The 13,017-nt window shown below is 38.9% G+C and carries 11 protein-coding genes; all 11 read right to left on the bottom strand.

Going from position 1 to position 13,017, the window contains the following annotated elements:
• From rsgA to dapF, 11 genes are read right to left on the bottom strand one after another with little or no spacing between them, the layout of a single operon-like run.
• On the bottom strand, positions 1–879 hold the full coding sequence (gene rsgA, locus BMY85_RS00215) for a ribosome small subunit-dependent GTPase A (protein ID WP_092474735.1): 879 nt from the start codon (positions 877–879) through the stop codon (positions 1–3).
• 4 nt (positions 880–883) lie between these two features.
• Complete coding sequence (gene pknB, locus BMY85_RS00210; protein ID WP_092474732.1) at positions 884–2,959, bottom strand: Stk1 family PASTA domain-containing Ser/Thr kinase; 2,076 nt, start codon at positions 2,957–2,959, stop codon at positions 884–886.
• 53 nt (positions 2,960–3,012) lie between these two features.
• Positions 3,013–3,732 carry a Stp1/IreP family PP2C-type Ser/Thr phosphatase gene (locus BMY85_RS00205; protein ID WP_092474729.1) on the bottom strand — a complete coding sequence of 240 codons (720 nt, stop codon included), beginning with the start codon at positions 3,730–3,732 and terminating at the stop codon, positions 3,013–3,015.
• A gap of 2 nt (positions 3,733–3,734) precedes the next feature.
• Entirely contained in the window at positions 3,735–4,787 is a 1,053-nt protein-coding gene (rlmN, locus tag BMY85_RS00200) for a 23S rRNA (adenine(2503)-C(2))-methyltransferase RlmN (protein ID WP_092474726.1), read from the bottom strand.
• 3 nt (positions 4,788–4,790) lie between these two features.
• Positions 4,791–6,152, bottom strand: coding sequence for a 16S rRNA (cytosine(967)-C(5))-methyltransferase RsmB (gene rsmB / locus BMY85_RS00195; RefSeq protein ID WP_092474723.1), 1,362 nt, complete (start codon positions 6,150–6,152; stop codon positions 4,791–4,793).
• 21 nt (positions 6,153–6,173) lie between these two features.
• Entirely contained in the window at positions 6,174–6,875 is a 702-nt protein-coding gene (locus BMY85_RS00190) for a zinc metallopeptidase (protein ID WP_092474721.1), read from the bottom strand.
• A gap of 11 nt (positions 6,876–6,886) precedes the next feature.
• A complete protein-coding gene (fmt, locus tag BMY85_RS00185) occupies positions 6,887–7,819 on the bottom strand; it encodes a methionyl-tRNA formyltransferase (RefSeq protein ID WP_092474718.1) in 933 nt (310 codons plus the stop codon).
• Between the two features lie 14 nt (positions 7,820–7,833).
• Entirely contained in the window at positions 7,834–8,331 is a 498-nt protein-coding gene (gene def / locus BMY85_RS00180; RefSeq protein ID WP_092474715.1) for a peptide deformylase, read from the bottom strand.
• Positions 8,332–8,364: 33 nt separating this feature from the next.
• Positions 8,365–10,620 carry a replication restart helicase PriA gene (gene priA, locus BMY85_RS00175; protein WP_177180554.1) on the bottom strand — a complete coding sequence of 752 codons (2,256 nt, stop codon included), beginning with the start codon at positions 10,618–10,620 and terminating at the stop codon, positions 8,365–8,367.
• Positions 10,621–10,643: 23 nt separating this feature from the next.
• Complete coding sequence (locus tag BMY85_RS00170; protein WP_092475245.1) at positions 10,644–12,116, bottom strand: UDP-N-acetylmuramoyl-L-alanyl-D-glutamate--2,6-diaminopimelate ligase; 1,473 nt, start codon at positions 12,114–12,116, stop codon at positions 10,644–10,646.
• A 31-nt stretch (positions 12,117–12,147) separates the two neighbouring features.
• The gene (gene dapF, locus BMY85_RS00165) at positions 12,148–12,993 is read right to left on the bottom strand and encodes a diaminopimelate epimerase (protein WP_092474710.1); all 846 of its coding nucleotides are present in this window, start codon (positions 12,991–12,993) and stop codon (positions 12,148–12,150) included.
• Positions 12,994–13,017: the final 24 nt, after the last annotated feature.

Raw genomic sequence — 13,017 nt, 5'->3', positions numbered from 1 at the left:
TTAATATTTTTTCTGCTGTTTTAGTTCTTCATATAAGAATTTATAATTCTCATAACGGATCTTGCTTATTTTTCCCTCTGCAAGAGCATCTTTTACACCACATGCGGGCTCATCCATATGAACACACCCATTAAACCTGCAGTAGGGTTCATATTCTTCAAATTCCAGAAAGTAATCTTTTAATTCTTCTTTTTCCATTCCTTCAATATATAAGGAAGTAAATCCAGGTGTATCCATAATATAAGTGCTTCCCGCTACATGAAACAGTTCAGAATGTCTTGTCGTGTGTCTGCCACGCTCAATCTTCTGGCTTATTTCTCCTGTCTCCATATTCGCTTCTGGTTTTATGACATTAATAATAGAGGACTTTCCTACACCGGAAGGTCCTGCCAGCACAGTCGTTTTATTGTTTAAAAGTTCTTTAAACTCTTCCATTCCCTGCCCTGTAATGGTACTGGTAAACACTACTTTATAACCGCACCTTACATAGGTTTCTTCCAGCAGCCTAAGCTGCTCGTCATTGGCAACATCCTGCTTATTGAAACAAATAACACAAGGAATCTCCTGTCTTACCATCATTACAAGAAAACGATCCAGCAAATTAAAATTTGGTTCTGGCTTTGCTGCAGCAAAAATAATAACTGCCTGATCAACATTAGCCACTGCTGGACGGATTAACTGATTATGCCTTTCCAGTACTTTTGCTATATTTCCTGTAGCCATTTCTTCGCTAAGCACATCAATTTCTACATCATCACCAACCAATGGCTTTACTTTTTTATTGCGGAATGCACCTTTGGCCTTACATTCATACACCACATTATGTGGCGTATGAACATAATAAAAGCCCGCAATTCCTTTTATTATCTTTCCAATCATCTGCTTACTGCTCCACTTTCGTAAACGATATGGATATAGAGTCACCTCTTTGTTCCCCATCCACATACATCGTCAGCGTTCCATTTGATTCATCATATCCTTCAATATCGGATAATGGCAGCGGGAAATCACCATACGTACATTCCTCACTATATACCGTCTTACTATGTCCACTTTGAGAAAGGATTATTTCAACTTTTCCACTTTCATCCTCAAAATCAAATGGATTGTAAGTTACCACAGCATCGCCATAATATTTATAAACTGCTTTCTTTTTTGGTCCTAAACTAATGGTAACACCAATAGCAGTTCCTTCTTCCACTTTGGAATTCACTGAGTATGTCTGGTCAATGACTTTTCCCTCTTTATAAGTGTCTGAATTTTTATATCTTACCTTGCCAAGTACAAGATTCGAACTCTTTAATCTGCTTTCCGCATCTGCCTGTGTCTGATTTGTCAAATCCGGAACATAGACATATTTCACTTCTGCCCCTAAACTCTCAAAAACAGTTATTGTTGCGCCTTTTTCTGTTTCACTTCCGGCTTTTGGTTCTGTATAAACTACTTTACCTTCTTCTACTGAATCACTATTGGCAGTATCTTTCTTTACAGCAAAACCAGCTGCTTCCAGTTCACGGACTGCATCTTCTACAGATTTGCCTGCAACATTAGGAACTTCCAGCTTCTGGGTTCCTCTGCTTACTGTAACTACAACCTCTTTGTCCGAAGGAATTTCTTCACCTGCTTTTGGATCTGTGGAAATGACATTTCCTGCTTTCACAAAAGAACTGTATTCATTTTCAATCGTGTATTTCACTTTAGCTTCTTCTAACAAAGTTTTCGCCTCTTCTAAGCTTTTGCCCACTACATCTGGGACATTTACAGAAGGTGCTTCACTTGTCGCTGGGGATGGCGCTGCTTCCTGTGTAACAGAAGGTTCTGCACTTGGAAGAACAGGCTTGTCGCTTCCACTTCCCCCAATAAACACTTTAAATATGATAAAAACAATCAGGCCTACTAAAACGACACCTACCACAGCTCCACCAATATGCAGCATTTTTTCCACTTTTGGATCAATATCCTCTTCATCGTCCTCGTCATCCTCTTTATCATCCTCTGCCTCTTCAGGCTCATCTAAATCATGATAGATGTTTTGGTTTTCCTTTGACGCACTCTTAATATGGTTAATCTCGTCATCAGATATATGAATCGTCGGAGAATCCACAATCACCATCGGTGGAATCTTTACAAAATCATCATTTGGATTTGTAATAGCCAATCTTAAATCCTTAATTAATTCTGAAACATTTGGATATCTTCGTTCCGGCTTTTTCTGCATGCATTTCTGTACAATTTTATCAATACTGATAGGAATCGTCGGATCTAAATCCCTTAGTGATGCTGCTTCGCCCTGTATATGCAGAAGTGCTACGGAAATCGTATTCTCTCCAGTAAATGGAACTCTTCCTGACAGCATTTCATACATGGTAATGCCTAATGAGTAAATATCACTTTTATCATCACTGTATCCACCTCTTGCCTGTTCTGGTGAAATGTAATGTACCGATCCCATTGCATTGGAAGTAATGGTATTGGATGTTGCTGCCTTAGCAATACCGAAGTCAGTAACTTTTACTTTTCCTTCCCTGGAAATAATAATATTCTGTGGTTTTATATCACGGTGTACAATATGGTTTGCATGGGCGGCTTCCATGCCCTGTGCTATCTGAATGGATATTCCAAGCACTTCTTTTACATCCAGCTTGCCTTTTCGCTCAATAAAACTCTTTAATGTAATGCCTTCAACTAATTCCATCACAATATAGTGTAATCCATCATCATCACCAACATCATATACATTTACGATATTTGGATGTGATAATCCTGCAGCGGATTGGGCTTCGCCACGAAACTTTTCAACAAAGTTTTCATCCTCACTATATTCTGCCTTTAAAACCTTAATTGCGACGAATCGGTTTAGACGGTGACATTTTGCTTTGTAGACATCAGCCATTCCACCTGTTCCGACTTTTTCAATAATCTCATATCTGTCACTAATGAGCATCCCCGGTCTAACCATAGCTTTCCTCCTTTTACTATATTACCTTGTGTCATCCTTTGTGTCTTTCAGTTCTATATACGTACCATTACAATCGCTATGTTATCTGCACCGCCATTTTTATTTGCCAGATCCACTAGCGTTTCCGATGTTTCTTTTATATTATCCATCTGTTTCACTATTCTTTCGATTTCCTCATCTTCTACCATATTGGATAATCCATCAGAACAAAGAAGAATGGTATCTGCTTTCTCCAGTTTTACTTCAAAGAAATCAGCTTTTACTTCCTTATTCGTTCCTAATGCTCTTGTAATTATGTTCTTGTTGGGATGAAATCTGGCATCCTCTGGCATAAGTTCACCAGTCCTGACCATCGTCTCTACAAGAGAGTGGTCTTCTGTAATCTGCTCTATCTTATCTCTTATCAAATACAAACGTGAATCCCCTATGTTTCCGACATGTAAAATATTATCAACAATTGTTGCAGCAACAACTGTTGTCCCCATTCCTTCATACTCTTTGCTTGTCTTTGATTGTTCTAATACATAAGCATTGGCATTCTGAATCGCATGTTCCAGTATACTGACTGGCGATTTTAATACCTCGCTTGTAACTGAACGAATCATGGATTCTACGCAACACCTTGAAGCATAATCTCCAGCCTTATGCCCCCCCATGCCATCTGCTACAATATAGAGGTTCGGGAGGCTTCCTACTGCTGCTTCGCTACAATATACATAATCCTGATTTACTTTTCTTTGCATTCCAATATCTGTTATGGAAAATGCCTTCACTGTCAATCCCCCTTTTGCATATCATCCATATAGCTTTTTCTTAGCTGACCACAGGCAGCATCAATATCCGCACCCATTTCCCTTCTTATAGTAACATTAATTCTATTTTTTTCAAGTATGTTTTTAAATTTTTGTATAAACTGAATAGAAGAATGCCTGAAATTTCGTTCTTTTATGGAATTCACTGGAATCAAATTCACATGACAGTTTAATCCCTTTATCAGCTGGCATAACTGATTTGCTTCATGCTCTCCATCATTTATGCCTTCTACTAAACTATATTCAAATGTTATTCTCCTGCCTGTCTTCTGGTAATAGTAAAAACATGCTTCCATCACATCTTTGACCGAATACTTGTTGGCAACTGGCATTAATGTCCTTCTTAATTCATCATTTGGTGCATGGAGAGAAATTGCGAGAGTAATCTGCAGCTGTTTCTCTGCCAGTTCTTTTATTTTAGGAACAAGTCCACAGGTAGAAACCGTAATATTCCGCTGACTGATATTTAACCCATGTTCATCTGTCAGAATCTGAATAAATTTCACAAGATTATCGTAATTGTCAAGAGGTTCTCCAGTCCCCATAACTACCACATTGGATACTCGTTCTCCACTTAATCTTTGAATTTCATATATCTGGCTAAGCATTTCTGATGCAGACAGATTACGCTCTAGTCCTCCTAAAGTAGAGGCACAGAACTGACAGCCCATTCGGCAGCCTACTTGTGATGAAATACAGACACTATTTCCGTGATGGTATTTCATCCATACACTCTCGATAACTCGGTCATCCGAGAGACGAAACAGATACTTTGTAGTTTCTCCATCCTTTGAAGTCCTGCTGTCTGCCATTTGAACGCCAGAAAGAACGTAATGTTCTTTTAGTGTTTCACGAAGATCCTTTGACAGATTGCTCATCTCATCAAAATCGGTGACTAATTTCTTATGAAGCCACTCATAAATCTGTTTTCCCCGAAAGGCTTTTTCCCCCATGTCTTTCATCTCTTGTGCAATTTCTTCGTAACTGCAGGATTTTAAATCTTTCTTTTCATTCATACTCTATCTCTTTCTGAATCTCGCCATAAAGAAGCCATCTGTCTGGTGAATTCCAGGTAATAACTGCAGATAGCCGTCTTTGGCGGTAGATTCTTTTAGTTGTTCTGGCAGGTATGGTTCTAACGATTCGTACTGGAAGTCAAAATTCTTTGAGAACCATTCCGCATTTTCTTTATTCTCTTCCTCGACAACCGTACAAGTGCTAAACAGCAGAACACCACCTGGTTTCACATACTGTGATACATTTGCAAGTATTTTCCGCTGTATATCTCTCAGATTATGGATTCCTTCTTGGGAGCAATTATACTTAATATCACTTTTTTTACCAATGACGCCCAATCCTGAACACGGAACATCCGCAATAACAATATCCATCTGCTCTTTCCACTCTGGTTCAAATTCCACTGCATCCCATACGTTTGCCTCTACGTTAGTAAGTCCCAGTCTGGATACATTTTCTTGGATTCTTTCCACTTTATGTTCTGATACATCACAGGCAATTATTTTTCCACTTCCATTTAATAAAGCAGCCGCAAACATTGTTTTTCCACCTGGTGCTGCACATACATCAAGAATCTGCATCCCTGGTTTTATTCCTCCACAAAGGACTGCCAGCATGGAACTTTCATCCTGTACAGTAAAATACCCTTCCTTATAACCTGGAAGTCCTTGAATGGTGTTATATCCACTAATTACTAAAGCATTTTCATAATAGATTCCATCTTTTACATATATATTGGCTTCTTCCAATAGCTGGACATATGTTTTTTTCTCAATCTTCTGTGTATTCACACGAATCGTGGTTTTACTCTCTTTTGCAAAATACTCTGCCATCGTTTCTAATTGCTCATTGGTATAGATTTTGCTCCATTTCTCTAAAATCCACATTGGCATGGAATACACGATATTTAGATAAGACAAAAAGTCTTTTTCCTTATCTGGATAAACAAGGTTTTTTTTGTTTCTGCCAATATTACGAAGAATTCCATTTACGAATCCTGTCAGTGTATGAAACCCCTTCTTTTTTGCAAGTTTTACGGACTCGTTGCATGTCGCACTGTCGGGAACCTGATTCATATAAAGAATCTGATACGTTCCCATTCTTAAAATTGTGCGAATGACTGGTTTCATTTTCTTTGTTTTCGTTCTGGAAAACTGATTGATTACATAATCCAATTCAATGGCACGTTCCATTGTACCTTCACACAGCCTTGTAAAAAAGGCACGGTCTTGTTTTGGCAAGTATTGATATTTCTCCAGTACTCCACTTAAAACTTCACTACTTGTTTTATTCTCTTCCAGAACCATGATTAATGCCTGCATGGCTAGTTCCCGAATATTTACTGTACTGGTTTCTTTTGACATAAAAAATCCTCCAAATTGCCCTTAGTCATTGTTTCTTCTATTAAATAAAAGAAGCAGTCTAAGAAGCTGTAATATTGATGCGGCTGCAGCGGCTACATACGTTAAGGCGGCTGCCTTTAACACTTTTCTAGAACTTCTTAATTCATCATTTCCTAAAATGCCATTCTGCTCTAATATTTTCAGCGCACGGCTAGATGCATTAAACTCTACTGGCAGTGTTACCACCTGAAATAAAACTGCAAGGGAAAATAGCAAGATACCAATCGTGATTAAAAACTGGCCATTTAAGAAAAATCCAATCAGGATAAGCGGCCAGGAAATGTTTGCACCAAACTGCGCAACTGGAACTAGCAGATTCCGAAAACCAAGAGGACTATACCCCGTAGCATGCTGAATCACATGTCCACACTCATGTGCTGCTACTGCCTGTGCCGCTACTGAAGTGGAACCATAAACAGCATCTGATAATCGAACTGCTTTTCCACGTGGATCATAATGATCGGTCAAGTTGCCAGAAACATGTTCAATCCGAACATCATATATACCTGACTGTCTTAGAATCTGTTCTGCAACTTGTGCTCCCGTAAGACCTGAACGGCTTAACACACGGGAGTATTTTGCATAAGTGGATCTTACATAGCCTGATGCCATTAAAGAAAGCACCATACCTGCTAAAATCAGAATATATGTCGGATCATAATAACGGTAATAAGGATAGTACATATCAATCCCTCCTAAGCAAGTACTTCGCCTTTTTCTACGGTATAACCCCGTAAAAAGGCTTCTGTTGTCATACGTTTTTTTCCTTCTAACTGCATTTCCATAATTTCAAGTGCTTTATCACCTGTCATAACAGTAAAACTGTTTTTCCCTACTGCAAAAACTTCACCTGGCTTTGCATCCTGTGAACCTTCCACAACATTGGCATCCCAGATTTTTAAAGTCTTTCCTTGTAATGAAGTATATGCACTTGGCCATGGATTTAAACCACGGATTAATCGTTCCAGTTCTTCTGCTGATTTTGTAAAGTCAATATGACCTAGTTCTTTTGTCAGCATTTTGGCATAATTGCTTTCTGCATCGCCCTGAGGAGTTCTTGTTATTGTACCAGCTTCTAACTGTTTTAATGTTTCAATCAGAAGATCGCCTCCAATTGTGGAAAGCTTATCATGCAGGCTTCCACCTGTCTCTTTTTCATCAAGAGGAATCATTTCTTTTAAAAGCATATCTCCTGTATCAAGGCCTACATCCATCATCATTGTAGTAACGCCTGTCTCTTTTTCTCCATCCAGGATTACCCATTGAATTGGAGCCGCACCACGGTACCTTGGCAGCAGAGAAGCGTGCACATTGACACATCCGTACTTAGGCAAATCTAAAATCTCTTTTGGAAGAATCTGGCCAAATGCAACAACTACCATTACATCAGGATTTATCTGTTTCATCTGCTCATAAAATTCTTTGTTCTGCTTAATTCTTTGAGGCTGATATACTGGTATATCATATTTCACAGCAATCTCTTTCACTGGTGTAAACTGAACTGCTTTTCCTCTGCCCTTTGGCTTATCCGGCTGTGTTACAACAGCAGCTACTTCATGTTTTTCCTCTATCAGTTTCTGTAGAGTAGGAACGGAAAAATCCGGTGTCCCCATAAATACAACTTTCATCAGAATCCTCCTTTTTACTGTTCTTCTTCTAATTCCTCTTTAATAGAACTAGCATCCACCAATTCTCCTTCTACTTTTTCCACATACATATGGCCATCTAAATGTTCGATTTCATGACAGAATGCTCTTGCAAGAAGTTCTGTACCTTCTAATTCCACTTCTTCCATATTTTCATTTAATGCTCTTACCTTAACATAACTAGGTCTAGTAACAATGCCTGATTTTCCTGGGAGACTTAGGCATCCTTCATATCCTGTCTGTTCACCGCTTGTTTCAATGATCTCTGGATTAATTAAAACAATAGGCTCATCTCCTTCTGGGGAACAGTCAATTACAACTAATCTCTTTAAGATTCCTACCTGCGGTGCAGCCAGACCAACCCCACCAGCTTCATACATTGTATCAAACATATCTTCAATTAATTCTTCAATTCTCAGCGTCATCTCTTTGATTTCTTTTGATTTTTTTGATAATACAGGATCTCCCATTTGCCTAATATTTCTTAATGCCATACTTTTCCTCTCTTTCCGAAGCTTTTTGCCTCTCTAATAACTATGAATTGGGTCAAAATCAAACTGGACGGAACATTTCTTAAAAAATTCTTCCTGTTCCATATAAACTTGTAACATATTTTTCAGTTCTTTCAGTTTTTCATACTCTTTGCATTTTAGATAAATGACCCAACGGTAGATATCATTTATTTTACTAACCGAAGCTTTTACAGGTCCGATTATTTTCACAATTGCATCTTTATTTTGTTCTGTATCTGCTGCATCATTTTGCGTATACTCCAGACGGTTATAAAGTACTTTGGATGCAATCCTTGCTTTCTCCTCCTCTTTTGAAGCAATCATAACTGCTACCATATGTTCCGCTGGCGGATACGACATCAGCGTACGGTAAGCAATTTCCTGTTCATAAAACTGCTGATAATTTTCCGTGGCCGCAGCTACAATACTATAATGTTCTGGCTGGTAAGTCTGAATCACAACTTCCCCATCCAATTCACCTCGTCCTGCCCTTCCTGCAGCCTGTGCAAGAAGCTGGAACGTCCGCTCCCCAGAACGGTAATCCGATGAAAACAAAGATAAATCTGCCGCCAGTACCCCTACCAGAGTTACATTAGGGAAATCATGTCCCTTTACAATCATCTGGGTTCCAATTAAGATATCTGCTTCCTGATTTTTAAAGGCAGATAAAATTTCTTCATGTCCACCTTTCTTGGAAGTAGTATCTGTGTCCATTCTAAGAACTCTCGCCATTGGAAACTCTCTTCTAACTAATTCTTCGACCTTTTGAGTTCCTGTCCCAAAGGAAGCAATAAACTTAGAACCACATGATGGACATGCTTTTGGCATAACTTCCTCATATCCACAATAATGACAGATGAGAGCTCCATTATTATGAGAAGTTAAGGACACATCACAATGAGGACACTTCATAACATGCCCACAGCTTCTGCAGGAAACAAAACCTGCATAGCCCCTGCGGTTTAAAAAGAGCATAATCTGCTGCTTATGAAGAAGCCGGTCTTCCATTAATTCTTTCAGCTTATAGCTGAAAATAGATTTATTCTGTTTCTTCAGTTCTTCCCGTAAATCCACAATCCAGACCTTTGGAAGTTTTGCATGCCCCGCTCTCTTGTCCATAGTAAACAGCTTATATTCACCAGATAGTGCCTTTTGATAACTCTCTACTGATGGAGTAGCAGACCCAAGAAGCACACTGCTCCCCGTTAGTCTGGCACGTTCTAAGGCAGCTTCCCTTGCGTGGTATTTGGGTGGACTTTCGCTTTTATAACTTCCTTCATGTTCCTCATCAATTATAATAAAGCCAAGATTCTGAAATGGTGTAAACAATGCAGAGCGTGGGCCAATCATAATATCTATTTCTCCGTTTTTAGCACGAAAATACTGGTCATATCGTTCTCCACCAGATAGTTTCGAATGAAGAAAAGATACCCTGTCACCAAAACGGCTGTAAAACCGCATCACAGTCTGATAGGTTAAGGAGATTTCAGGAATCAGCATGATTACCTGTTTTCCCTCAGCAACTACTTTTGCAATAATCTCCATATACACTTCCGTCTTTCCACTTCCTGTTATTCCATGAATGTAATAAGTCTTTCGGATTCCATTCTGGTACTCGTTAATGACTGCATCTGCAATCTGCTGCTGCGTTTCATTTAAACGGACATGAGACACGCTTTGCACAAGATTTTTTACCGGATTACGATACAGCTGCTCTGTTACCACTCGAATTAAACCATCACGTTCCAGACTCTTTACCGTTTCTCTTCCCACTGAAAGCTTATTTTTTACAATTTCCTGATCCAGTATGCCAAACTCAAGCAATGCTTCCAGTAAACGTACCTTTCCAGAATATTTCTTTCTTCTGAATTCACCCAGATACTGACTAGCCACTCTATGATCTGCTACAAGTTCTATCTGTTTCTTTTCTTTTGCTTTTACCTTTTTCTTTACTGGAATTACAGTTTTTAAAGCATCATTCATGGTAGAACCATAATTATCCTTTATCCAGTATGCCAGCTGAATCAGCTGGGACTCTATCATAAGTCCTTTTTCTTCTACTTCAGCAACGGGTTTGATACGTTCCGGGTCCCAGCTAGGAATATCCGAAAGCCCAACCACATAACCCTTTAAAAACCGGTTTCCTTTTCCGAAAGGAACTTTTACTAAAGTCCCCACTTTTACTTTATTCAGCAAAGAATCCGGTATAGCATACTGATATGTTTTATCTAGATTCTCATGAGAAATATCCACTATGATGTCCGCATACATATATGCTATACCTCCTAACTTTACTATCTTTCCTTTAGGATCTGGGCAATTAAATCACGTTCATCCATTTTGTATTTCTTCCCTTTAATCTCCTGATAATCTTCATGGCCTTTTCCAGCTAATATGATAATATCGCCTTCTTTTCCGTTTTCAATGCAGTAACGAATGGCTTCTTTTCTGTCTGGAATGGTTACATAGGCACCATCTGCCTTTTTCACACCAGTTAAAATGTCTTCTATAATATCCATAGGTTCTTCATCCCTTGGATTATCAGAAGTAATTACCGTTACATCTGCCAGCTTGGAAGAAACCTCGCCCATTTCATAACGGCGAAGCTTAGAACGGTTACCGCCACATCCAAACAGACATACAAGTCTTTTGGGCTCATACTCTTTTAATGTAGTCAATAGGCTCTCTAATGCCATAGCGTTATGGGCATAATCAATCATTAAGGTAAACTGGTCCGATACTTTGATAAGCTCTACTCTTCCTTTTACCCTGATATTCTGAAGTGCCTTTGCAATATTTTCTTCCGTTACGCCAAAGTGACGGCAGATTGCAATGGCAGCCATTGAATTATATACACTGAATTTACCTGGGATATCAATGGAAATATCCATATTTAAGAGACCGCTTAACTGATAAGCAATTCCTAAGCTTCCCTGTTCTCTCCACAATTGAAGGCCAGTAGCACGTAAATCTGCATTTTCAGACATGCCAAATGTTTCAACTTGACAAGTATGATTTCTAAGAATCTGCTCTAAATGGCTGTCATCCGCATTTAAGATCCCTACTCTACACTTAGAAAACAACTTGCTCTTACATGCAATATAATCCTCCATATCTTTATGCTCATTTGGTCCAATATGGTCAGGTTCTAAATTGGTAAAAATACCATAATCAAATGTAAATCCACTTACTCGGTGAAGCATAAGCCCCTGTGAAGAAACTTCCATAACAGCACACTGGCATCCTGCATCCACCATTTTACGAAATGTTTCCTGTACCACATAGGATTCCGGAGTGGTATTGCTTGCTGGAATGCATTCTTTGCCAATAATAGTTTCAATCGTGCCAATCAATCCTGTTTTAAACCCCGCATTTTCCAAAATGGATTTAATCATGTAGGTAGTTGTGGTTTTTCCTTTTGTTCCAGTAATCCCAATTACCTTTAAATTTTCTGCTGGATGACCAAAATATGCAGCTGACATATGTGCCAGTGCTTCTCTTGTATCTTCCACACGAATTACTGCAATCTCCTTATTATCCCCAAGTTCCAAAGATTCTAATTCTTTTTCTACTATAATAGCCTTAGCACCTTTTTCGATTACTTGCGGAATAAAACTGTGTCCATCACAAACTGCACCACTGACGCACACAAACACATCCCCCTGGTTTACTTTTCTGGAATCATATACCAGATGATTTATCTCCACAGATGCATCGCTTTGCAACACTTCGTAAGATACTGTCTGAATTAAATTTGATAAAAGCATATTCTTAACCTCACATTTCCATTCCGTCAACTTATTTCATATTTGTAATATCGGCTTCTCCATCAAACACTGTGGCTGCTGGCCCTGTCATAAATACTTTATTCTGCTTCTGGTCGTATTTTATAAGCAGTTCTCCGCCTAACAGGTGAACAAATACTTCGTTATCTGTCAAACCGTTTAATACGCATGCCACAACACTTGCACATGCACCTGTTCCACATGCAAGAGTTTCTCCAGTTCCTCTTTCCCAAACACGCATATTTACTCGTTTCCGATCTAAAATCTGAATAAATTCTGTATTTACTCGCTCTGGGAACATATTATGAAATTCAAATTGCGGACCAATCTCTTCAATCTCCACGTCTTCTGTGCTGTCAACAAATACTACAGCATGTGGATTGCCCATAGAAACCGCTGTAAATTCATATTCCTTTCCGCCAACTGTAATAGGCTCTGCTACTACCTTTTCCATATCAAGGGCAACTGGCACCTTTTTCCCTTCTAAAATCGGAGATCCCATATCTACTGTTACCATGGCAACCTTTCCATTTTCGATTTTCAGATCTAAATGCTTAATGCCTGCCTTAGTCTCTAATTCAACTTTTGTTTTATCTGTCAAACCGTAGTCATACACATATTTTGCGATGCAGCGAACACCGTTTCCACACATTTGGCTTTCAGAACCATCTGCATTATACATTTCCATCTGAAAATCCGCTTTTTCTGATGGCTTAATCAGAATCAGTCCGTCAGAACCAATTCCAAAATGCCTGTCACTTAGAACCTGTGCCACTTTACTTGGATTAGGTACTTCTTCTTCCATACAGTTTACATATATATAATCATTTCCACAGCCATGCATTTTTGTAAATTTCATTCTTTCTCTCCTTTTGCAACAGTC

Origin of the sequence: [Clostridium] polysaccharolyticum (assembly GCF_900111595.1) — a bacterium.
GTDB lineage: Bacteria > Bacillota > Clostridia > Lachnospirales > Lachnospiraceae > Clostridium_AI > Clostridium_AI polysaccharolyticum.
This window is presented reverse-complemented; position numbering and strand designations above follow the sequence as displayed.

Bases quoted from the DNA above. Each gene is read 5' to 3' on its own strand.
- priA (WP_177180554.1), bottom strand. From the start codon at position 10,620: ATGTATGCGGACATCATAGTGGATATTTCTCATGAGAATCTAGATAAA.
- BMY85_RS00190 (WP_092474721.1), bottom strand. From the start codon at position 6,875: ATGTACTATCCTTATTACCGTTATTATGATCCGACATATATTCTGATT.
- BMY85_RS00170 (WP_092475245.1), bottom strand. From the start codon at position 12,116: ATGCTTTTATCAAATTTAATTCAGACAGTATCTTACGAAGTGTTGCAA.
- rsmB (WP_092474723.1), bottom strand. From the start codon at position 6,152: ATGTCAAAAGAAACCAGTACAGTAAATATTCGGGAACTAGCCATGCAG.
- rlmN (WP_092474726.1), bottom strand. From the start codon at position 4,787: ATGAATGAAAAGAAAGATTTAAAATCCTGCAGTTACGAAGAAATTGCA.
- def (WP_092474715.1), bottom strand. From the start codon at position 8,331: ATGGCATTAAGAAATATTAGGCAAATGGGAGATCCTGTATTATCAAAA.
- rsgA (WP_092474735.1), bottom strand. From the start codon at position 879: ATGATTGGAAAGATAATAAAAGGAATTGCGGGCTTTTATTATGTTCAT.
- dapF (WP_092474710.1), bottom strand. From the start codon at position 12,993: ATGAAATTTACAAAAATGCATGGCTGTGGAAATGATTATATATATGTA.
- pknB (WP_092474732.1), bottom strand. From the start codon at position 2,959: ATGGTTAGACCGGGGATGCTCATTAGTGACAGATATGAGATTATTGAA.
- fmt (WP_092474718.1), bottom strand. From the start codon at position 7,819: ATGAAAGTTGTATTTATGGGGACACCGGATTTTTCCGTTCCTACTCTA.